The organism is Pseudonocardia charpentierae (assembly GCF_031845345.1).
GTDB lineage: Bacteria > Actinomycetota > Actinomycetes > Mycobacteriales > Pseudonocardiaceae > Pseudonocardia > Pseudonocardia charpentierae.
The window spans coordinates 401,302-422,762 of the sequence record NZ_JAVREJ010000002.1 but is presented as its reverse complement, the minus strand read 5'-3'; the positions used below and the strand labels follow the sequence as shown (position 1 = coordinate 422,762).

The following is a 21,461-nucleotide window of genomic DNA, read 5'->3' as shown; positions in this document are numbered from 1 at the left end:
CGGTTCCTCCGTCAGTCCTTGCCGAATCAATCCTGTTCCGGGCGGGCCAGAAGGTCGCGGCGGCCGTAGACCTCCGCGGCCTCGCGGACCAGGGCGGCGCAGGCCGTGGCGCCGTACTCGCCCTCCAGCCGCTCGGCCAGTGCGTCCAACTGCTCGGCGCTGCTCGCCCGGGGGCGCAGCGCGTTGTACATCAAGAGCACCTCGGCGTCCGGGATCGCGGTCATCTCCGCGGCCCGCCGGAAGTTCGCGGCGAGCTGCGGGCGCCGCGCGGCGTCGGCGATCTCGGCCTGCAGCAGCAGGGTCTCCGGGGCGATGCGCACGTCAGCGGCGGTGAGGGCACCGGAGACGACGGCGTCCATCGTCAGCTCGGACAGCGCCTTGCCGGTGGGGGTGCGCAGCAGGTCCGGGCGGTTGACCGACAGTGGGTAGTCGGCGGTGGTGAGTGGCGCTCGGGACGTGCTGGCGGTCATCGACGGCTCCTCCTCGTGGATCCAATCGGACGGTCGCGCCTGCGCCGGACGGTCGCGGCGGGGGCGACGGATCTACCGTGCCCTCACCCGGACCGAAAAGACCAGCACCCTGTCCGGATAGCCGGGTCGGCACCCTGACCAGCCGGTCAGGGCGCGGGCTCGCTGCTCTGTGCCGGCGGGGTGGGCGCGAGGCACACTCGGCGACCATGAGCGAATCGTTGACATCCGCTGCATCGCTGACCTTTTCCGAAGCCCAGCGGATCCTCGCCGTCGGACTCGCCAAGGCCGAGGAGATCGGGCAGCCGATGAACATCGCGGTCGTCGACGCCGGCGGCCACCTGCTCGCGTTCGGCCGTCAGGACGGGGCGATCAAGGTCAGCATCGACATCTCCCAGCGCAAGGCCCGCACCGCGATCCTCATGGAGCTGCCGACCGCGGCACTCATGCCGCTGGTGCAGCCGGGCGCCGAGCTGTACGGGTTGGAGCACACCTCGGGCGGACTGGTGGCGTTCGGCGGCGGCGTCCCGATCACCCGCAACGGGACCATCATCGGCGCCGTCGGCGTGAGCGCGGGGAGCGTCGACCAGGACGTGACCGTGGCCGAGGCGGCGGCGGTCGCGCTGGAGACGGCCACGGTCTGAGGCCGACCGTCGAGCGGAGGGGACCGGCGCCACCGGTCCCCTCTATCGGCTGAGCCGGGCGACCGTCAGACGATGCCCTGACGCGTGGCGGTGTGCACGATCTCCGTGCGCCGCCGCACCTCGAGCTTGTCGCGCAGGTTGCGCACGTGGAACTTGACGGTCGCCTCCGAGATCAGCAGCCGCTCGCCGATCTCGCGGTTGCTCATCCCCACCGCGAGCAGCTTGAGCACCTGGGTCTCGCGCTCGGTGAGCACGGGCCCGCGGGGCTCGTCGGGCCGCAGCACGTCGACCACCACCGGGCCCGCGTCGAACACGCCCTCGCCACGCAGGAGTGACCGCACCGCCGCGACGACCTCCGCGGTGTCGGCGCTCTTGCGCAGGAACCCGTGTACGCCCAGGCGCATGGCCTGCATCATCAGGTCGCGGTCGCGCGAGCCGGTGAGGACGAGGACCCGGATCCCGCGGTGGCGCTCCAGCAGCCGACGGGCGAGGTCGAGCCCGGCGCCGTCGCGGCCGAGGTCGAGATCGAGGACGACGAGATCGGGCGGGCACCGGTCGGCGAGCGCGAGCGCGTCCCGGGGGCCGGCGGCCTCGCCGACGACGACGAGATCGGGGTCGGCGGCGAACAACTGGCGCAGGCCGAAGCGGACGATCGCCTCGCCGTCGACGAGCAGCAGGCGGGCGGTCCTCCTGGCCTGCGTGCGCACCGGACGCTGGTCGAGCAGGGTCACGGGAACCTCCTGGCGGCGTCGGCGGCGTCCTCGTGAGCGGACGGCCGGACGGTAACCTCGGTCACGTTGCCCTCACGTTGCACGCGGGACTGCGTTGTTGCCGCCTGCTGCGACGGACGTGATGATGGGAGTCGGACGGTGCAGCAGCGACGGTGCTCGAGGTGCTCATGAGGGACGAGGGCGCGGCTGTGCTGCGCGACGGTGCGGCCTTCCCGAGCGACCCCGTCGAGCGGGCGCGTGCGTTGCACGAGGTCTACGACGCCGTGCTCTCCGGCGCGGCCACCGGCACTGTCCCGCGCTCCCTCGTCTCCGACTCGTGGCGGCGCAGCCTCGCCGCCCATGTCGACCCCGACCGGCACGACCCGCCCGTCGTCCACCAGGCCGCCGACATCGACGGGGTCCGGGCCGCGCACCCGCTCGGCGCCGTGCTCCCGCTGCTGCGCAGCACGCTGGTGAGCATCGCGGACGAGGCCGTCCACGTCATGATCGTCACTGACGCGGACGGGACGATCCTGTGGCGCGAAGGTGCCCGCAGCCTGCTCCGCGCGGCCGACTCGGTCGGGCTCGCGCCGGGTATGCGCTGGTCGGAGGACGCGATCGGGACGAACGCGATGGGCACGGCACTCGCCGTCGACGAGCCCGTCCAGATCCACTCCGCGGAGCACCTCGTGCGCACCGTCCACGCGTGGACGTGTGCCGCCGCGCCCGTGCACGACCCGGACACCGGCGCGCTGATCGGGGCGATCGACATCAGCGGGCCCCTGCACACCGCGCATCCGGCGATGGTGCAGCTGCTCGCGGCCACGGCCCAGCTGGCGGAGAACCAGCTGCGGGTGCGCCTCGCGATCGCCGACGAGCAGCTCCGGGTCCGCAACATGCCGCACCTGGCGAGCCTGCGCGGCCGACCGGGGGCACTCGTCACGCCGACCGGGCGCATCCTGGCCGGCGAGCCGTACACCGGATGGCCGGCACGCGTCCGGATCGAGCCGGGCGTGGAGCGCGTGCGGCTCGACGACGGCCGGGAGATGGACGTCGAGCCGCTCGCCGAGGGCTACCTGCTGCACGCGACGCAGCCCGCCAGCACCGCGCCGCGGCGCCGGGCCCTGTCACTGCGGTTCCTCGGCGACCACCCGTCGGTGCTGCTCGACGGCACGCCCGTACCGGTGACGCTCCGGCCCGCCGAGCTGCTCGCCGCGCTGGCGCTGCACCCCGACGGGCTCACCGCCGAACGGCTGGCGATGCTGCTCTACGGCGACGACGGCAACCCGACCACCGTGCGCGGCGAGATCCTCCGACTGCGCACCCTGATCGGCGCGGACGTCCTGCGCACCCGGCCCTACCGGCTCTACGCGACCGTCGACACCGACTTCGGCACGGTCCGCCGGGCGCTGGTGGCCGGGAAACCGGCCGAGGCGCTGCGGGGGTGCGCAGGTCCGCTACTGCCGCGCTCGGACGCCCCGGAGATCCGGGAGGAGCGCGACGCGCTGGTGGCCGGCCTGCGCCGGGCGGTGCTGACGGCGGACGAGACGGACCTGCTGACCGACTACGCCTCGCACCCCCTGGGTCACGACGACCTCGAGGTGCACGAGCGGCTGCTCGTCCGCATGGCCATGCACGACCGCCGACGCCCGCACTTCGCAGCCCGCCGCGACCGCCTCCTCGCCGCCGACGCCTGACCTGCCCCGTCCCCCGCCCCCGCGAGTCCGTCATTTCGACAGCGCGAGTCGGCACGTTCGACAGCGCGAGTCGGCACGTTCGACAGCATGAATGTGCACTCCGGGCCCGTCGAGGCCTGACGAAAGTGCGCACTCGGCCTGACGAACGTGCCGACTCGCGGGAACACCCCGGGGCGGGCTCGGCTACTCGACCGTGACGCTCTTGGCCAGGTTTCGGGGCTTGTCGACGTCGCGGTCCAGGGCCACGGCCGCGTGGTAGGCCAGGATCTGCAGCGGGACCGACATGAGGATGGGGTCCAGCTCGTCTTCCGACTTCGGCACGACGATCGTGCGGTCGGCCAACTCCACCGGCAGCTCGCGGTGCGCCACCGCGACCACCGGGCCGCGACGGGCCTTGATCTCGGCCAGCGTCGACGTGTTCTTGTCGAACAGGTCGTCGTCGGGCACCACGGCCACCGTCGGCATGTCCGGGCTCACCAGGGCGAGCGGCCCGTGCTTGAGCTCGGCCGACGCGTAGGCCTCGGCGTGGATGTAGGAGATCTCCTTGAGCTTCTGCGCGCCCTCGCGCGCCACCGGCTGACCCCGTCGGCGCCCGATGAACAGCATGCTCGCGTGCGGCGCGAGGTCGCGGGCGATCTTCGCGATCTCGTCGTCCAGCTCCAGGATCTCCGTGATCTTCGCGGGCAGTGCCTTGAGCCCGTCGACGATCCGCTTGCCGTTGGTCGGCGACAGGTCGCGCATGCGGCCCAGGTGCAGAGCGAGCAGCGCGAACGCCGTGACTGTCGAGGTGAACGACTTGGTGGCCGCCACCGACATCTCGGCCCCGGCGTGGAGGTAGATCCCGCCGTCGCACTGGCGGGCGATCGTCGAACCGACGACGTTCACGATTCCGATCACCCGGCCGCCCTTGCGCTGCAGCTCCTGCACCGCGGCGAGGGTGTCGACGGTCTCGCCGGACTGGCTCACCGCGATGTAGAGGGTGTCGGGCTCGACGACCGGGTTGCGGTAGCGGAACTCCGACGCCGACTCCGACGTCGCCGGCATCCGGGCCAGGTCCTCGATCAGCTGCGCACCCAGGTCACCGGCGTAGCAGGCCGAGCCGCAGCCGAGGATCTTCACGCGCCGGAACTCGCGGGCCTCGCGCACCGAGAGGTTCAGCCCGCCGAGGTGCGCGGTGGAGAACCGCTCGTCGAGACGGCCGCGCAGGGTCCGCTCGATCGTGCGCGGCTGCTCCGCTATCTCCTTCTGCAGGAAGTGGGAGTGGTCGCCGATCTCGGCGCCGATGATGTCCCAGTCGATGGTCGCCGGGCTCTTGGCGGTCGACCGGTCGTCGAGGGTGAACGTGCGGTAGCCGCCGGTGGTGATCGTGGCCAGCTCGCCGTCGTCGAGGTAGACGACCTGCCGGGTGTAGCCGACCAGGGCGGCGGCGTCGGAAGCGACGAACATCTCGCGCTCGCCGATCCCCAGCAGCACCGGGCTGCCGTTGCGGGCGACGACGATCCGGTCCGGATGGTCGGCGTCCAGCACCGCGATGCCGTACGCACCGACGACCTGGCGCAGTGCCTGGCATACGGCCTGCTCGAGGTCGGGCGCGCCTGCGGCGAACGCGGCGGCGATGAGGTGCGGGACGACCTCGGTGTCGGTCTGCGAGCGGAACTCCACGCCGTCGGCCATCAGCTTGGCGCGCAGCTCGTCCGCGTTCTCGATGATCCCGTTGTGCACCACGGCGATCCGGCCGGCCGCGTCTGTGTGCGGGTGGGCGTTCTCCTCGGTCGGCTCACCATGGGTGGCCCAGCGCGTGTGCCCGATGCCGGGAGCGCCCTTGAAGCGCGCAGGCAGCCCGGCGACGAGGTCCGCCACCCGGCCCTGCGACTTGCGGATCTTGAGACCGCTCTTGGTCACGACCGCGACTCCGGCGGAGTCGTAGCCGCGGTACTCCAGACGTCCCAGCCCTTCGAGAAGGATCGGGGCGGCGTCCTGCGCACCGATGTAGCCGACGATGCCGCACATAGCGTGTACCTCTTCCGATTTGGGCCGAGTCAGCCGTAGACGAGGCGGCGCAGCTGCCGCGACGAGAGCGGGGGCGCAGGGAACAGCCGCTCCGGGAGCTCGATCGTGATCGCTGCGAAGATCCTGTCGTTGGTGAGCCCGCGTGCCGCCAGCTCGCGGTGCCGGCGCCGCACGAAGTCGGGCACCGGCTCGGCGAACCACTCGAAGACCTCGGCCAGCACCCGGTCCGCTTCGCCCTCGTTGAGCGGGGTGGAGCGCACCAGGTGGGCCACGAGGTCGGCGTGCGGCCGCGGAGTCACCCGGCGAGGATGCCCCATGCGCGGAAAAATCGCCAATCCGTGCCCGATTCCGGGCAGGAATCAGGCAGTTCGAGTGCGTAGGTTCACTCCATCGAGATCGTTCTCGTCGCTGTCCGTGTCGTCCACGGCGGGTTCCAGCTCGCCGGCCCTCCACAACCGGGCGAAACGCCCGCCCTCCGCGAGCAGTGCGCCGGGCGGCCCCTGCTCGGCGATCCGGCCGTCGTGCATGACGACCACGCGGTCGGCCCGTGCCGCGGTCGCCAGCCGGTGCGCGACGACGAACGCGGTGCGCCGTGACGTCACACGGTCGCCTGCCGCGAGCACCGCGGCCTCGGTGGCAGGGTCGAGCGCCGCCGTGGCCTCGTCGAACAACAGCAGGTCCGGCGCGACGAGCTCGGCCCGGGCGAGCGCCACGAGCTGGCGCTGGCCCGCCGACAGCCCCTGCCCCCGCTCCCCCACCGGGCTGCGGAAGCCCTGCGGCAGCCGACGGACCAGCTCGAGCGCTCCGACGGCACGCGCGGCGGCCTCGATCTCGGCGGGCGGGGCGTCCGGACGTCCGTAGGCGATGTTCGAGGCGACGTCGCCGGTGAACAGGTGGGGTTCCTGCGGCACGACCCCGAGCCGCTGGCGGAACCCGGCCAGCCGGTAGCGCCGGACGTCCACTCCGTCGACGAGCACGGCGCCGCGGCCCGCGTCGTAGAACCGCGCGAGCAGCTTGACCAGCGTCGACTTGCCGGCCCCCGTCGCGCCCACGAGGGCGACGGTCTCACCCGGCGCGACCCGCAGCGACACCCCGTCGAGCGCGGGCCGGTCCGCTCCGGTGTAGGCGAAGCCGACGTCGCGCAGCTCCACCTCGCCGCGCAGGCGGCCGGGCACCTCGAGCGCTCCGTCGTCCGGAACGCTCGTCGGGGTCCGCAGCAGGTCGCCGATGCGCCGCAGCCCGACGCGGGCCTGCTGGTAGCCGTCGAAGACCTGGGAGAGCTGCTGGACGGGTGCGAAGAACAAGCCGAGATAGAGCAGGAACGCGGTGAGCACCCCGGGGGTCAGCGCGCCCGACGCGACGCGGGCGGCGCCGACGCCGAGCACCGCGGCCGTCGAGAGATCGCTCAGCAGCGCGACGAAGGGGAAGAACGTCGCGATGTAGCGCTGCGCACGCATCCGGGAGCGACGGTAGGCCAGGCTGCGGTCGCCGAACCGGGCGGAGCTGTACTGCTCGCGCGAGAAGGCCTGGGCGACCCGCACGCCCGTGACGCTCTCCTGCATGTCGGCGTTGACGACGGCCACCCGCTCGCGGGCCTCCGCGTAGGCGCGCGACGACAGCACCCGGAACCGGAGCGTCGCCACGATCAGCACCGGCAGTGCGGCGAGCGCGACCAGCGCCAGTTCCGGATCGGTGACGAGCAGCGCGACGGCCACTCCGACGACGGTGAGCAGGCTGACGACCGCCTGGGCCAGCCCGGTCTGCAGGAACGACGACAGCGCGTCGACGTCCGTGGTCATCCGCGTCATGATCCGGCCCGACAGCTCGCGCTCGTAGTAGTCGAGCCCCAGCCGCTGCAGGTGGGCGTAGCTGCGCACGCGCAGCAGATAGAGCAGGCTCTCGCCGGCCCGCGCCGTGACCACCGTCTGCACGGCGACCACCACCCAGCTCAGCGCGACGATCCCGAGCCCGAGCAGCACCGCGGTCTCCAGCGGCCCGGGCGCGGCGGCGGTGATCCCCGAGTCGACGGCGTAGCGGGCGACGGTCGGGAACGCGAGGGTGGTCGACGCGTCGAGGCCGACGAGCAGGATCGTGAACGCGAGCAGGCCGCGGACCGGGCGCAGCAGCCGGACGAGCCGGAACCGGGGATCCGGTGCTGTGGGGTCTTCGCCCGGGAGGCGGGGGACGTCGGTGGCGGGCGGCAGCGCGTCGACGGCGGCGAGCAGCTCGGGCGTGGCGGCGATGCCGCCGAGGTCGGACATAGAGCCGCCGTGCCCCGAGCCGGCGGCGCGGTCACGAGCCGGCCGGGTGTCGACGTCGCCAACGGGATCGGGCCACAGCTCCGGCGACACACCATCGGGACGAACGGCACTCTCGTCGGAACCTATGCGACGAACGGGCCGCTCGTCCGAGGTCGTGAACAGCGCGCGGAACAGCGGGCTGCGCACGGTCAGCTCCGCCTCCGTGCCCACGTCCACCACCCGGCCGCGGTCCAGCACCGCGATCCGGTCCGCCAGCGCCAGGGTCGAGCGCCGGTGCGCCACGAGCAGCGTGGTGCGGCCGGTCGTGAGATCGCGCAGCGTGTCGTGGATCGCCGCCTCGGTCGTGTTGTCGACGGCCGAGGTCGCGTCGTCGAGCACCAGCACCCGCGGGTCGGCGAGGATGGCCCGGGCCAGCGCGACACGCTGCCGCTGGCCGCCGGAGAGGGTGAGCCCGCGCTCGCCGACCAGCGTGTCGTAGCCGTCAGGCAGTTCGTCGACGAACTCGGCCACCTGCGCGGCCTCCGCCGCCGCGTAGACCTGCTCGTCCGTGGCGTCCGGACGGGCGTAGGCGATGTTGGCGCGGATCGTGTCCGAGAACAGGAAGGCGTCTTCGAACACCATGCCCAGCGCGGCGCGCAGCTCGACCAGGGACAGGTCGGACAGCGGCACCTCACCCAGCTGCACCTGCCCGGCCTGCGGGTCGTAGAAGCGGGCGAGCAGCTGCGTGACCGTCGACTTGCCCGAGCCCGGCGGCCCGACCAGCGCCACCGTCTCTCCCGGCTCCACCCGCAGCGACAGCCCGTCGAGCACCGCCTCGCCTCCGGCGTAGCCGAACCGCACGTCGTCCAGCTCGACCGACAGGGGGCCCGGCGGCAGGGCCACCGGCTCCGGCGGGTCGGTGACCGCCGGCTTGGCGTCGACGAGGTCGTAGACGCGCTCGACGCCCGCGCGTGCCAGCTGGGCGCTGACCACCAGGGCGCCCATCATCCGCGCCGGTCCGACGAGCTGCGTCACGTACGTGGTGAAGGCCAGGAACGTGCCGAGGGTGAGCGAGCCGGACAGCGCCATCCCGCCGCCGATGCCGATCACGCCGACCTGCCCGAGAGTGGGCAGCGCCAGCAACGCCGGGTTGAGCCGGGCGGTCATCCGGGCCGCGCGCATGCGCTCGGCGAACAGCTGCCGCGCCCGCCCCTCCAGGGTCGAGACCTCGCGGGCCTCCTGGCCGAAGCCCTTGACGACCCGGACGCCGGTGACGGTCTCCTCCACCTGCTGCGCGACTTCTGCCGCCTGCTGCTGGGCCGACCACGTGGCCGGGAACAGCGACCGCCGCGACCGGATCGTCACGATCGCCGCGGCCGGCAGCACCACGAGGGTGACCAGGGTGAGCAGCGGCGAGAGCCAGAGCATCGCCGCGACGGAGGTGACCACGAGCGTCGCCGTGCCGAGCGTGAACGGGACCATCGAGAGCAACCCCTGCACGAGCTGCAGGTCCGTGATCGCCCGCGACGCCACCTGCCCGGTGCGCAGCGCGTCCTGCCGCTCGCCGTCGAGGCGCGCGACGGCGTCGAACACGCGCCGGCGCAGGTCGTGCTGCACGTCGAGCGAGAGGCGCCCGGCGTAGAAGCGGCGGACGAAGGAGGCGCCGTACTGGACGAGGGCGAGCACGACCAGCGCGGTGACGACGGGGACGAGCGCGGAGGTGGAGCCGGCCACGGCGTCGTCGACGACGACCCGGGTCAGCAGCGGTCCGACGGCACCCAGGCCAACACCGATCACGGACGAGCCGAGCGCGGCGGCCGTGACTCCGGGATGGCGCAGACAGGCGCCGGTCAGGCGGCGGATCCACCCCCGTCGCTCCGGTGAGGAACGAGGGGACTGCACCCCTCCACGGTAGGCCGATCTCCGCCGGGCCGTCGGGCGTCGCCCTGACGGGCGCGCGGACTCGGCCTGAGGAACGTGCCGACTCGCGCCGACGAACGTGCCGACTCGCACCGACGAACGTGCCGACTCGCGCCGACGAACGTGCCGACTCGCGGGTCAGGTGACGTCGCGCCGGTCGCCGACCGTCCAGGCGAGCACCGCCGCCAGGGCCGCCCACCCGCCGAGCACGGACAGGGCGCCCCACCACGGCGGCGGGGCCGTCACCCCGGCCAGCTGCTCGACGATGCGGTCCGCGAACCCCGGTCCCGCCAACGCCCGTGCGGGAAAGTCGTAGATCGCGACGTCGCCGGAGTTGCCGGGCAGGTACGGGGTCAGCCGGGCGAGGGCGTCCGAGCCCGAGTTGTTGAGCACCGCCGCCAGCACGAGCTCGCCGACCTGCAGGTACACCAGCAGCACGACGAGCGCGCCCACCTGGTTCGCGAACAGCACGCCTACGGCCGCGCCGATCGCGCCCCACAGCGCCGCCACGGTGATCCCCACGGCGGCCACGCCGACCAGCGTCTCGGCCCCGGACACCCGCCCGGTCCCCTGCCCGAGCAACCCGACGGCGACGCCCACCAGCACCGCCACCAGCGCGTACAGCGCGCCGACGCACGCGCCGGCGACGAGCTTGCCGACGAGCACCCGCCCCCGGCCGCCGGCGGCGAGATAAGCGGTGGTGACGGTGCGGTGCCGGAACTCCCCCGCGGCGGTCACCGTGCCGTACACCGCGGCGAACACCACGGTCAGCGTGAGGGTGAAGGCGACGGACGCGGGCAGCACCGGGAAGTCGCCGCCGGTGTCGCCGACCCCCGCGCCCAGCAGGCCGCCGAAGAGGTTCACGAGCACGGCCAGCACCGCGACCGGGATCAGCAACGCCCACCACAGGCGGGTGGTGGCCACCCGGCGCCACTCCGCCCGCAGTGTGGAGCCGAGGACCGTCATCGCCGCACCCCGGACACGAGCTGCAGGAACATCTGCTCGAGGTCCACCCGCTCCTCCACGAGGCCGTGCACCGCCACCCCGGCGGCGAGGGCGACGTCGCCCACCCGGGCCGCGTCCACGCCGCCGACACCCAGCCGCCCGTCGGGCAACGTGTCGATCTCGACGACCCCCGCCGCGGCCAACGCCTGCGCCAACCGGACCGGATCCGGGCACCGGACGAGCACCCGCGCCGGTCCGGTGCCGCGGAGCTGCTCGAGCCCGCCCTGGAAGACGCACCTCCCGGCGTCGATGACGACGAGGTGGTCGACACCCTGCTCGACCTCCGCGAGCAGGTGGCTGCTCACCAGCACAGTGCGTCCCTGCCGGGCGAACCCCCGCAGGAACTCCCGCAGCCAGGCGATGCCCTCGGGGTCGAGGCCGTTCGCCGGCTCGTCCAGGACGAGCACCTGGGGGTCGCCCAGCAGCGCGGTGGCCAGAGCCAGACGCTGCTTCATGCCCAGCGACCAGCCGCCGACCGCGCGCCCTCCGGCGTCGGCGAGCCCGACCAGGCCCAGCACCTCGTCGACTCGCCGGTCCGGCACGCCCAGGGCCGCGGCCGCGACCCGCAGGTGTGCCCGCCCACTGCGCGTCGGATGGAACCCCTGCGCCTCCAGCACGGCGCCGACGACCCGACCGGGCGCATCCAGTTCGGCGAAGCGCGCGCCGTTGATCCGGGCCTCGCCGGACGTCGGCGCGACGAGGCCGAGGATCATCCGCAGTGTCGTGGTCTTCCCCGAGCCGTTGGGCCCGAGGAAGCCGGTGACGCCACCCGGCTCGACCGTGAAGCCGAGCCCGGCGACCGCGGTCACCGCTCCGAACTGCTTGGTCAGGTCGTGGACGCCGATGCGCCCGCTGCCGTCGTTCACCAGGACGTGGCCGACCTCAGCCGGTCGCGGCGCCGGAGGCGTCCCGATCGACCGCATCACCCCGGGCGGCCGCGAGGACCGCCGCCGCCCACCGGGCGTGGCCGACGTCGTTGGGCTGGTAGGACGCGCCGTACCAGCGTCCGCGCCGCGGGCTCGCGTCCCAGACGTCCGCGACGCGCAGGCCGCGCCGGGCGGCCTCGTTGCGGACCGACGCGTTCAACGCCGCCGAGCTGCGGGTGCTCCCGACCGGGGGCAGGGTCGCGACGACCGCGCCCTCCGGCAGGGCGGCGAGCAGCGCACGCAGCCGGGCCTCGTTGGCGCGCGGCCTACTCCGCACGTCAGCGGCGCCGACGATGCAGGTCACCAGGTCCGCAGGGTCGTCGGCGGTCAGTTCCGCGAGCTCGGGCAACTGCCGGGCCAGGACGTCGTCGATCCCGGCGCCGTCGGCCGCGAGGTTGACGACGCGCCACGCGGTGCCGTCGCCGGCCAGCGCCTCGGCCACGAGCGAGACGAAGCTCATCTCGCGCGTGCTCGCCCCCAGCCCCAGGCTCGCGCCGTCGCCGAGCACGACCCACAGCCGCCCGCTGTCGTGGCGCGCTTCCAGGTTGGCGGCCGACCACTCGTCGGCGAGGGCCGCGGCTTGCATCCGCCGCGCCGATGCGCCGGGCAGGAAGGCCCCGACGAACCGCTCACCGCCTGCTCGCGCGCGGTGCAGCACCGCCAACGCGTGCCCGGCACGCTCCTGCAGGGTGGGAACCATCGTTCTCTCCTCGCTGCGCTCGTTCCGGCGCAGGAGCGCCGCAGCACCGGGGTGCCCGCGGTGACGCTGCGGGTCCCGGACCCGGCCGCACACCGTACCGCCGGGGCTCATCCCGTCCCTGCCCGCCAGGCCACCGCTGTTCCTGGGCGGCGAGGGCATGGACCCGCTCCACAGCCGACTTCACCCAGATCTCCGCCGCCGCGAGAGGCCCGGGAGGCGTGGCCGATTCACCCGTTCCGTCCGGGACGGGGGTCGCATCTACCGGATCGTTGACGGCTCCGCACGACGAACACGCCAGCAGCACCTGCGGGCCGTCGTCCGGGAGGTGACCCACAGCGAGCCACGTGTCGCACCGGCCGCACACGACGACCGCGTCGTGCGGGCCCCGACGCAGCGAGGTGCGGACCGCACGGCCGATCACGATCTCGTCGGGTACGACCTGCGCCGAGTACGTCCGCGCACGGTGAAGTCATACCCCGGGGTAAAGCCCCGGCAACGTCGGGTACCGGTACCCCGGGGCTCCTGTCGACAATGCACCTGATCAGGTGGAACGAGCCCCCTCACCGAGCACGCAGCGTGAGCATTCACACTGGACCGCGACCCTCTGCCGCCAACCTGCAGGGAGCGCGTTTTGCTCGAGCCGGCCGTCCGGACCGCCGACTGCCCGCTGGGTCCTGATCAGTACCGCTACATCGCCACGCGCGGATGGTGGATGGGCAGCTTCGGCACCTCGGCCGGGCTGCTGCTGCACCTCACCGAGCAGTGGATCCGGAAGTGGGTGCCCGCCCGTCCCGAGCGCGACTGGATGCTCGACAGGGAGGTCACCGGCCGCGTGCGCTGGCTGACCGGCTCGGCCCGGGAAGCCGACGACGAGGGTTTCGATCCGGCCGCGGGCGTCCCGACCGGTCGCTTCCGCGCCGCACACGGCGACTTCTACGCGGGGCTCGACGACCTGCCCGCGCGCTCACGCCCCGGCACCTGGCACGCGCCGACCACCGCGTTCCTCGCGGGCCTGCCGCGCGACCCGCAGGAACTGCTCGTCCGGCTGAGCGCCGACGGGCCCGAAGGCCGCACCGCCTCGCAACCGTTCATCAGGGCGGTCGGGGCGCTGCGCAGCGGGCTCGTGGCCGCCGACCTGCGCGCCGCCCTCTACGCCGCGCTGACGGCACTCCCGGCCGTCTCCGTCGACGAGCACGCGACGGACTGCGAGGGCAACCCGCGCGTCGCGCTCGTGCACGACGACGGACCCACCCGCACCGAGCTGATCATCAACCCGGCGGACGGCACGTTCGCCGGCGAGCGCGACACGCTCCGCACCGCGTCCCGACTGGGGCTCGCCGCGGGAACGATCGTGCTGTGCACGTCGGTGACGACCCGCGTGGTCGACACGCTCGGCGGCGTGCCCGTCTGAGAGATGCCGCACCTGCACCGATTCCGACACCGATTCGGCGTCGTCGCAGGGTGGTAGACGCCCCGGAGGGCGCTGCCGGGTTCGGCGGGTGGGGTCTAGCCTGGGAAGTAGTTCTCGCAACGACGATGCGATCCGATCAAGGCGGTTCCCAGCGTGCCCAGCAGCAGTATGTCCAGCCAAGCCGGCCAGTTCGGCCCCAACGAATGGCTCGTCGAGGAGATGTACCAGCGCTTCCTCGACGACCCTACTGCGGTCGACCCGGCGTGGCACGACTTCTTCGCCGACTACCGGCCGGAAGACGGGGACACGTCGCCCGCGGCGACCGAGGGCAACGGTGCGCAGGCGACCTTCGCGACGGAGCAGCCGGCTCCGCAGAAGCCGGTTGCCGAGAAGGCCCCGGCAGAGAAGCCCGCCACCACGAAGTCCGTCACGGCGAAGTCCACCCCCGCCGTGAAGGAGCAGACCGCGAACGGCCGGACGAACGGGACGGCGAAAGCGGCCGCTCCCGCCCGGTCTGCGCCGGAGAAGCCGGCGGCGGGTAGTGCCTCGCGGGCGGCCCGGCCGGCGTCGTCGGCGGAGGAGGGTACGACCACGCCGTTGCGGGGTGCCGCGTCGGCGGTGGTGAAGAACATGGAGGCGTCGTTGGAGGTGCCGACGGCGACGTCGGTGCGGGCGGTGCCGGCGAAGTTGCTGGCCGACAACCGGCTGGTGATCAACAACCAGTTGCGGCGGACCCGGGGCGGGAAGATCTCCTTCACCCATCTGATCGGGTTCGCCGTGGTCCGGGCGCTGGCCGAGATGCCGGTGATGAACCGGCATTTCACCGAGCTCGAGGGCCGCCCGACGGTGGTCGCCCCGGACCATGTGAACCTGGGGTTGGCGATCGACCTGCCCGGGAAGAACGGGCAGCGGTCGCTGGTGGTGGTGTCGATCAAGGGCTGCGAGTCGATGAACTTCGCGCAGTTCTGGTCGGCCTATGAGGCGATCGTGCACAAGGCCCGGGCCGGGTCGCTGTCCGGTGAGGATTTCGCGGGCACCACGATCTCGTTGACCAACCCGGGCACGCTGGGCACGAACCATTCGGTGCCGCGGTTGATGCAGGGTCAGGGCACGATCATCGGGGTCGGGGCGATGGAGTACCCGGCGGAGTTCCAGGGCGCCTCCGAGGAGCGTCTCGCCGAGATCGGCATCTCCAAGATCATCACTCTGACCTCGACCTATGACCACCGGATCATCCAGGGGGCGGAGTCGGGGGAGTTCCTGCGCCGGGTGCACGGGCTGTTGCTGGGCGGCCCGGACGCGGACGGGGTGGGGTTCTACGACTCGATCTTCACCGCGTTGCGGGTGCCCTATGAGCCGGTGCGGTGGGTGACCGACATCCCCGAGGGCGCGGTGGACAAGACCGCCCGGGTGATCGAGTTGATCGACGCCTACCGCACCCGCGGGCACCTGATGGCCGACACCGACCCGCTCAACTACCGCCAGCGCCGCCACCCCGACCTCGACGTGCTCTCCCACGGGCTGACCCTGTGGGATCTGGACCGCACGTTCGCCACCGGCGGGTTCGGCGGGCGGGCGCACATGAAGCTGCGCGACGTGCTCGGGCTGCTGCGCGACTCCTACGTGCGCACCGTGGGCACCGAGTACATGCACATCGCCGACCCCGAGCAGCGGGCCTGGCTGCAGGAACGCATCGAGGTGCCGCACCAGAAACCCGCGGTGGTCGAACAGAAATACATCCTCGCCAAGCTGAATGCGGCCGAGGCGTTCGAGACGTTCCTGCAGACCAAGTACGTCGGGCAGAAACGCTTCTCCCTCGAGGGCGGGGAGACCGTCATCCCGCTGCTGGACGCGGTGCTGGACAAGGCCGCCGAACACGAACTCGACGAGGTCGTCATCGGCATGCCCCACCGCGGCCGGCTCAACGTGCTGGCCAACATCGTGGGCAAGCCGATCAGCCAGATCTTCCGCGAGTTCGAGGGCAACCTCGACCCCGGCCAGGCCCACGGCTCCGGCGACGTCAAATACCACCTCGGCGCCGAAGGCAAGTACTTCCGCATGTTCGGCGACGGCGAGACCACCGTCTCCCTGGCCTCCAACCCGAGCCATCTCGAAGCCGTCGACCCCGTGCTGGAAGGCATCGTCCGGGCCAAGCAGGACCTGCTCGACAAGGGCGACAGCGAACAGGGCTACTCGGTGATGCCGCTGATGCTGCACGGCGACGCCGCGTTCGCCGGCCAAGGCGTGGTCGCCGAAACGTTGAACCTCGCCCTGCTGCGCGGGTACCGCACCGGCGGCACCGTGCACGTGGTCATCAACAACCAGGTCGGGTTCACCACCGCCCCCGAAGCGTCCCGGTCGAGCCAGTACTGCACCGACGTGGCGAAGATGATCGGCGCCCCGGTCTTCCACGTCAACGGCGACGACCCCGAAGCCTGCGTCTGGGTCGCGAAACTGGCCGTGGAGTACCGGCAGCGCTGGAACAACGACGTCGTGATCGACATGATCTGCTACCGCCGCCGCGGGCACAACGAGGGCGACGACCCCTCGATGACCCAACCCTCGATGTACGACATCATCGACGCCAAACGCTCGGTCAGAAAGATCTACACCGAGAGCCTCATCGGGCGCGGCGACATCTCCGTCGAAGAAGCCGAACACGCCCTCAAGGACTTCAGCAACCAACTCGAGCACGTGTTCAACGAGGTCCGCGAGCTCGAGCGCGCCGTGCCGAAGGCGAGCCCCTCGGTCGAGGAGGAGCAGTCCGTCCCCCTCGACCTCGACACCTCGGTGCCGATCGAGGTCGTGCACCGGATCGGCGACGCGCACGTCGACCTGCCCGACGGGTTCTCGGTGCACCCGCGGGTCAAACCGGTGCTGGAGAAGCGGTTGAAGATGTCGCGTGAGGGCGACGTCGACTGGGCCTTCAGCGAGCTGCTCGCACTGGGGTCACTGGCGGCGCAGGGCAAGCTGGTGCGCCTGTCCGGGCAGGACTCCCGCCGCGGCACGTTTGTCCAGCGGCACTCGGTGGTCATCGACCGGAAGACCGGCGAGGAGTACGTGCCGCTGCGCAACCTCTCGCCCGAGCAGGAGCGGTTCCTGCCCTACGACTCGGCGCTGTCGGAATTCGCCGCGGTCGGCTTCGAGTACGGCTACTCGGTGGCCAACCCGGACGCGCTGGTGCTGTGGGAGGCCCAGTTCGGCGACTTCGTCAACGGCGCCCAGTCGGTGATCGACGAGTTCGTCTCCTCGGGCGAGGCCAAATGGGGTCAGCGCAGCGACGTCGTGCTCCTGCTCCCGCACGGCCTCGAGGGTCAGGGCCCCGACCACAGCTCGGGCCGCATCGAGCGGTTCCTGCAGCTGTGCGCCGAGGGGTCCATGACCGTGGCCCTGCCGTCGGAGCCGGCGAACTACTTCCACCTGCTGCGCCGGCACGCCCTGGACGGGGTGCGCCGTCCGCTGGTGGTGTTCACGCCGAAGTCGATGCTGCGCAACCGCGCCGTGGTCAGCCCGGTGTCCGACTTCACCGGTGGCCGGTTCCGCTCGGTCATCGACGACCCGCGCTACCGCGAGAACGACGGCCCCGCTTCCAACATCCACCGCCTCGTCCTCTGCAGCGGCAAGATCTTCTGGGAGCTGGCCGCCGCCCGCGACAAGCGCAAGATCGACGACACCGCGATCGTGCGGGTCGAGCAGCTCTACCCGCTGCCGCATCGCCAGATCGCCGCCGTCCTCGAGCGCTACCCCAACGCCGACAACGTGCGCTGGGTGCAGGAGGAGCCGGCCAACCAGGGCGCCTGGCCCTACTTCGGCCTGGAACTGCCCGAGAAGCTGCCCGAACGCCTCTCACGGATCACCCGCGTCTCCCGCAGGCGGATGGCCGCCCCCGCACCGGGGTCGTCGAAGGTCCACGAGGTCGAGCAGGCCGACATCATCGACCGGGCGTTCCAGTGATCGATCCGGGCGACTGACGGTGTACGCGACCGACCGGGGCATCGAGGAACTGCTGGAGCGCCGGGGCGAGGAGACGGTGAGCGTGGAGTGGCTGGCGGAGCGGCTGCGCACGTTCGTCGACCTCAACCCGGCGTTCGAGAACGCCGTGGAGCGGGTGGCGAGCTTCCTGGCGCGCGACGACGCCGACGACGAGTAGGCGGTCAGCGCACCAGGGTCAGCGCAGGAACGGGAAGCGGTTCCTCGCCGCGGCGATCACGTCGTTCGCGGCGAGGTCGGCTTCCCGGTCCATGTCGTCGAGTCGGTCGCCGTCGGCACCGGGATCCGGCCGCGGGTGCGGCTTGAGGGTCATCCACTGCTGATCCCACAGCGCGTCGAGCACCATCTCCCAGCGGATCTCGACGGCCAGCCGGGACAGCGCGGCCCGCTCCTCGGCCCGCACCATCGCGGAGTCGAGCTCGACCAGCCGCCGCGCCAGGGCGGTCGCCTGCGCCTTGTCCTTCTCGCGCAGCGCTTCGGCGACAGCGGTCAGCTCGCCCACGATCTCCTTGTACCGGCGCACGGCGTCGGTCACGGCGCGTCACCGTTCGTCGTGTCGTCCGTCGCGGCGACGATGACGACCTCGGGCCGGGAGTGGCGGGCCCGGTCGAACACCAGCGCCCGTGCCGGCCGCGGCGCCCAGGCCGGTGGCAGGCCCGGGATGAGCGTGCCCAGCTCGGCACCCTGCACGTCGAGCCCCACCACGCAGCCCAGGTCGTCGGGGGCCGCGCCGAGCGTGAGCAGCGTCTTCAGCCGCTGCGGGCTGCGCCACCAGCCGATCGTGTGCACCCCGGTCTCCGGTCCCGAGTGCAGCACGGTGCGCAGGGCGTCGGTGCCGGACCTCTCGAGCACGCTGTCGGCGGCGTCCGCGGCGTACAGCACCAGGTAGACCGGGACGCGGGCCTCGCCGGCCAACCGGTCGCGGATCTCCTGGGCGAGTCCCTCGATCCGCTCCCGGAAGTCGAGGAGCCGGACCGTGTCGACCTTGTGCCCTTCGAGCTTCTGCTCGAGGGCCGCAGCGGCCGTGTCCGCGTCGATCACCAGTGGGGCGAGGACGAACCGGACGTCGCCCTGCTTGTGCTGCGCGCCCAGCGAGGCCGCCGCGGCCCCGAGCACGGCCACCGCGTCCTTCAGCGCCGTCCCGACGACCCCGATGTTGCGGCCCGGAGAGGTGGGCAGCGGCACTGCCGCCGGGCTCGCGTCGACGTCGATGCGCTGCCCGATGATCGCCCGCGGTACCGCCGACGAGCGCAGCCCGGCGATCAGCTGCCCGATCTGCGGCGCCTTGCTGCCGTCGAACAGAGGCGGCGACTGGTCCGCCGACTCGTCCACGAAGTGCGCGTACAGCCTCTGCTGCACGTTGTCGACCGCGCCCCTGGCGGTGGCGTCGGGAATGCGGGCGATCTCGTTGCCGTGCCTCATCCCCGACTCGTGGTTGATCACGGCGTGCCAGCGCGGCAGCCCGAGGGTGGCGTCGTTGGCCTCGGCGAGGATCCGCCGGGCACGGGGCAGACCGATCCGCAGGACGAACTGCTCGAAGATCGCCGGGCGGCCCCAGAACGCCTCGATCCCCGATACGTCTTGGCTGGCCAGCACCAGGTGGATGCCCTGCGAGCGGCCGCGCCGGGCCACGTCTTCCAGCAGCCGGATGGCCTCGCGGGTGACCGCGTCGCGCTCGGCGAAGAGGAACTGGAACTCGTCGATCACCGCCACGATCCGCGGCCAGTGCCCCTCCGGGTCGGCGCCGCGCAGCTCCTCGAGCTTCGTGACCTCGTGCTCCTTCGCGACCTCGGCACGCCGGCGCATCTCGTCGGACAGGTGCTGGAGCAGCGCGAGGCCGAACTCCCGGTCGGTGTTGACGTTGACCCCGATCAGGCGGGCGTGCGGCAGCCATGTCGGGTCGCGGCGCCCCGGCGCGAACTGGGCGAAGGACACGCCCTCCTTGAAGTCGAGCAGGTAGAACTCCAGCTCGTCCGGGGAGTAGCGGGCGGCCATCGAGGCGATCAGGGTGAGCAGCAGGTTCGTCTTGCCCGAGCCGCTCGGGCCGCCGATCAGCGCGTGCGGCGACGCGTCGGCCAGCGTCAGGCTCACCGGTATCCCCTCGGCGAACCCGACGGGGGCGCACAGCCCGGACAGCGACGATTCGGTCCCGAACTTCTCGGGCAGCAGGTCGTCGAAGGTGCCGACCCGCGTGCGCAGGCGCTCGTGCTCGACCACGATGTCGTGGCAGACCGCCGTGACCTCGGCGCGGGGCGGCGACGCGTCGAGGACGACGGAGACGTGCGGCCCGGTCATCGACGTGGTCGCCACCACCCGTCCCGGTTCGGCGGCCTCCCTGAGGCGGACGGTCTCGACCGCCGCGGCGATCGTCAGCGGCACGTCGACCAGTACGGCCGAGATCCCGCACGCCGGGCCGCCCCGCAGGACGCGCTGGAGCTGGCGCTGGTCCTCCTCGGCCAGCGCCCTGCGGTTGCCCAGCAGCACCGCCACGACCCACGGCTCGGTGCGGGTGCCGCCCTGCCGGGCCTGCTCGGCCAGTGACGGCAGGCCGCCGACCAGCACCCGGGTGTGCACCCGCCGGATCCGGTCGGACAGCTCGTCGAGCAGCCCGCCGAGGCTGCCGGGGTCGTGCACTGTCAGCAGCCCGCTGCTGGTCAGCGGGTAGAGCCCCGGCAGCGACCCGGTGAACTGGCCGACGTCCCAGACGTGCAACTGGACCAGCCCCGGCCGGAAGTAGCCGACCACCCGCATGAGCAGCGACTCGACCATCGCCTCCGCCGCGGCCCGGGTCTCCGCCGGGCCGCTGATCTCCAGGTGCGCCGCGTCGAGCAGCGGCAGCGCGACCGGGAACTCCCCGCAGCCGACGCCGACCGTGCCCGTCCCGATCCGCCACAACTGGGGCACGGGGTCGTGGAGCTCGGCCGTGCCGACCGTGAGCCAGCCGTCTGCCTGGCCTGCCGACCGAGGTGCGGTCTCGGCGACGAGGCCCCCGAGGCGGCGCGGTCCGGAGTCGTTGCCGTCGCACCAGCCGGCGAACGCGGTGTCGCGGTCACGGGCGACCCGCTCGACCGCGTCGGCCAACGCCGGGTTCGTCAGGACGTCGGCGAGACCGGGATCGACGCGGGCGGCGTCGATGCCGACGTCGCGCAGCCACATCTCGGCCATCGTCTCCGCGTGGGCCCGGGCCGCCGCCCCGCCGAGGTTCTCCGCGGCGCCGAGCACGGCGCCCATCGCAGCATGGAAGGCGTCGAAGGCCTCCGTCATCCGTTCGCGCCGGGCCCGTCGCGCCATCGTGCCGCACCTCCCTCGATGCTCCACCGCCGGACGGGTACCCGCAGTCCCCGAAGATCCATACAGGTCAGAGGCGCTGCGCGACGCCTTCGAACTCCTGCAGCGCCGACGCCACCTGTTGACGGGCCTCGTCGATCTTGTTGAGGGCCTCGGTGAGCTGGGCGTGGGCCTGGTCGGCCTCTGCCTGGTTGCTGCCTTCCGTGCCTTGCCGCAGCCCGTTCTGCGAGTCCTCCAGCGACCTGTGCGCCTGCATCAGCTCGTTGAGGGCCTGCTCGGCGCTCTGATGCCCGCTCATGATCGCCGAGCGGGCTTCTTCGATGTTCGGCATGGACTTCGGATGCCTCCGGCTCTCGTGGCGTCGGTCACCGCTAGTGCGCGACCGGTGCGCACTGTAGTCCCAGTACACGCCACGATCGCGCCGCCCGCGAGCGGGCGGCCGGGTGATGCCGT

The 21,461-nt window shown here is 72.6% G+C and carries 16 protein-coding genes; 5 read left to right on the top strand and 11 right to left on the bottom strand.

The window, feature by feature from the left end:
- Positions 1-26 precede the first annotated feature (26 nt).
- Positions 27-470 (bottom strand): diol dehydratase small subunit, encoded by a 444-nt coding sequence (locus RM445_RS05060; protein ID WP_311554822.1) that lies wholly within the window; start codon positions 468-470, stop codon positions 27-29.
- 206 nt (positions 471-676) lie between these two features.
- Between RM445_RS05060 and RM445_RS05055 the strand changes: the two genes are divergently transcribed.
- A complete protein-coding gene (locus RM445_RS05055; RefSeq protein ID WP_311554821.1) occupies positions 677-1,111 on the top strand; it encodes a GlcG/HbpS family heme-binding protein in 435 nt (144 codons plus the stop codon).
- Positions 1,112-1,176: 65 nt separating this feature from the next.
- On the opposite strand, the gene RM445_RS05050 is transcribed toward RM445_RS05055, so the two are convergent.
- Positions 1,177-1,842, bottom strand: coding sequence for a response regulator transcription factor (locus RM445_RS05050; protein WP_311554820.1), 666 nt, complete (start codon positions 1,840-1,842; stop codon positions 1,177-1,179).
- Positions 1,843-2,009: 167 nt separating this feature from the next.
- On the opposite strand from RM445_RS05050, the gene RM445_RS05045 reads away from it, so the two are divergent.
- On the top strand, positions 2,010-3,518 hold the full coding sequence (locus tag RM445_RS05045) for a GAF domain-containing protein (RefSeq protein ID WP_397469238.1): 1,509 nt from the start codon (positions 2,010-2,012) through the stop codon (positions 3,516-3,518).
- A gap of 183 nt (positions 3,519-3,701) precedes the next feature.
- Here RM445_RS05045 and glmS read toward each other — a convergent pair whose 3' ends face one another.
- From glmS to RM445_RS05015, 6 genes are all read right to left on the bottom strand, one after another.
- The gene (gene glmS, locus RM445_RS05040; protein ID WP_311554818.1) at positions 3,702-5,528 is read right to left on the bottom strand and encodes a glutamine--fructose-6-phosphate transaminase (isomerizing); all 1,827 of its coding nucleotides are present in this window, start codon (positions 5,526-5,528) and stop codon (positions 3,702-3,704) included.
- 29 nt (positions 5,529-5,557) lie between these two features.
- Positions 5,558-5,827 carry a hypothetical protein gene (locus RM445_RS05035; RefSeq protein WP_311554817.1) on the bottom strand — a complete coding sequence of 90 codons (270 nt, stop codon included), beginning with the start codon at positions 5,825-5,827 and terminating at the stop codon, positions 5,558-5,560.
- Positions 5,828-5,887: 60 nt separating this feature from the next.
- Complete coding sequence (locus tag RM445_RS05030) at positions 5,888-9,670, bottom strand: ABC transporter ATP-binding protein (RefSeq protein ID WP_311554816.1); 3,783 nt, start codon at positions 9,668-9,670, stop codon at positions 5,888-5,890.
- 156 nt (positions 9,671-9,826) lie between these two features.
- Complete coding sequence (locus RM445_RS05025; RefSeq protein ID WP_311554815.1) at positions 9,827-10,654, bottom strand: ABC transporter permease subunit; 828 nt, start codon at positions 10,652-10,654, stop codon at positions 9,827-9,829.
- Positions 10,651-11,559 carry an ATP-binding cassette domain-containing protein gene (locus RM445_RS05020; protein ID WP_311554814.1) on the bottom strand — a complete coding sequence of 303 codons (909 nt, stop codon included), beginning with the start codon at positions 11,557-11,559 and terminating at the stop codon, positions 10,651-10,653. Before RM445_RS05020 ends, RM445_RS05025 begins: the two co-directional genes overlap by 4 nt.
- A gap of 16 nt (positions 11,560-11,575) precedes the next feature.
- Entirely contained in the window at positions 11,576-12,319 is a 744-nt protein-coding gene (locus RM445_RS05015) for an SGNH/GDSL hydrolase family protein (protein WP_311554813.1), read from the bottom strand.
- Between the two features lie 631 nt (positions 12,320-12,950).
- Here RM445_RS05015 and RM445_RS05010 point away from each other — a divergent pair.
- The 3 genes from RM445_RS05010 to RM445_RS05000 all read left to right on the top strand — a co-directional run bounded on the left by RM445_RS05010 (position 12,951) and on the right by RM445_RS05000 (position 17,880).
- Positions 12,951-13,730 carry a hypothetical protein gene (locus RM445_RS05010; protein WP_311554812.1) on the top strand — a complete coding sequence of 260 codons (780 nt, stop codon included), beginning with the start codon at positions 12,951-12,953 and terminating at the stop codon, positions 13,728-13,730.
- 168 nt (positions 13,731-13,898) lie between these two features.
- Positions 13,899-17,684, top strand: a complete 3,786-nt coding sequence (locus tag RM445_RS05005; RefSeq protein ID WP_311554924.1) for a multifunctional oxoglutarate decarboxylase/oxoglutarate dehydrogenase thiamine pyrophosphate-binding subunit/dihydrolipoyllysine-residue succinyltransferase subunit — start codon at positions 13,899-13,901, stop codon at positions 17,682-17,684.
- 19 nt (positions 17,685-17,703) lie between these two features.
- Complete coding sequence (locus tag RM445_RS05000) at positions 17,704-17,880, top strand: DUF6104 family protein (RefSeq protein WP_311554811.1); 177 nt, start codon at positions 17,704-17,706, stop codon at positions 17,878-17,880.
- An 18-nt stretch (positions 17,881-17,898) separates the two neighbouring features.
- Here the strand turns inward: RM445_RS05000 and RM445_RS04995 are convergent, their stop codons facing one another.
- The 3 genes from RM445_RS04995 to RM445_RS04985 all read right to left on the bottom strand — a co-directional run bounded on the left by RM445_RS04995 (position 17,899) and on the right by RM445_RS04985 (position 21,339).
- On the bottom strand, positions 17,899-18,255 hold the full coding sequence (locus RM445_RS04995) for a hypothetical protein (protein ID WP_311554810.1): 357 nt from the start codon (positions 18,253-18,255) through the stop codon (positions 17,899-17,901).
- The gene (locus tag RM445_RS04990) at positions 18,252-21,011 is read right to left on the bottom strand and encodes an FtsK/SpoIIIE domain-containing protein (protein WP_311554808.1); all 2,760 of its coding nucleotides are present in this window, start codon (positions 21,009-21,011) and stop codon (positions 18,252-18,254) included. The genes RM445_RS04995 and RM445_RS04990 overlap by 4 nt, the downstream gene beginning before the upstream one ends.
- 67 nt (positions 21,012-21,078) lie before the next feature.
- Complete coding sequence (locus RM445_RS04985) at positions 21,079-21,339, bottom strand: hypothetical protein (protein WP_311554807.1); 261 nt, start codon at positions 21,337-21,339, stop codon at positions 21,079-21,081.
- Positions 21,340-21,461: the final 122 nt, after the last annotated feature.

Bases quoted from the DNA above. Each gene is read 5' to 3' on its own strand.
- RM445_RS04985 (WP_311554807.1), bottom strand. From the start codon at position 21,339: ATGCCGAACATCGAAGAAGCCCGCTCGGCGATCATGAGCGGGCATCAG.
- RM445_RS05005 (WP_311554924.1), top strand. From the start codon at position 13,899: ATGTCCAGCCAAGCCGGCCAGTTCGGCCCCAACGAATGGCTCGTCGAG.
- RM445_RS05015 (WP_311554813.1), bottom strand. From the start codon at position 12,319: ATGGTTCCCACCCTGCAGGAGCGTGCCGGGCACGCGTTGGCGGTGCTG.
- RM445_RS05025 (WP_311554815.1), bottom strand. From the start codon at position 10,654: ATGACGGTCCTCGGCTCCACACTGCGGGCGGAGTGGCGCCGGGTGGCC.
- RM445_RS04990 (WP_311554808.1), bottom strand. From the start codon at position 21,011: ATGGCGCGACGGGCCCGGCGCGAACGGATGACGGAGGCCTTCGACGCC.
- RM445_RS05060 (WP_311554822.1), bottom strand. From the start codon at position 470: ATGACCGCCAGCACGTCCCGAGCGCCACTCACCACCGCCGACTACCCA.
- RM445_RS05055 (WP_311554821.1), top strand. From the start codon at position 677: ATGAGCGAATCGTTGACATCCGCTGCATCGCTGACCTTTTCCGAAGCC.
- RM445_RS05045 (WP_397469238.1), top strand. From the start codon at position 2,010: ATGAGGGACGAGGGCGCGGCTGTGCTGCGCGACGGTGCGGCCTTCCCG.
- glmS (WP_311554818.1), bottom strand. From the start codon at position 5,528: ATGTGCGGCATCGTCGGCTACATCGGTGCGCAGGACGCCGCCCCGATC.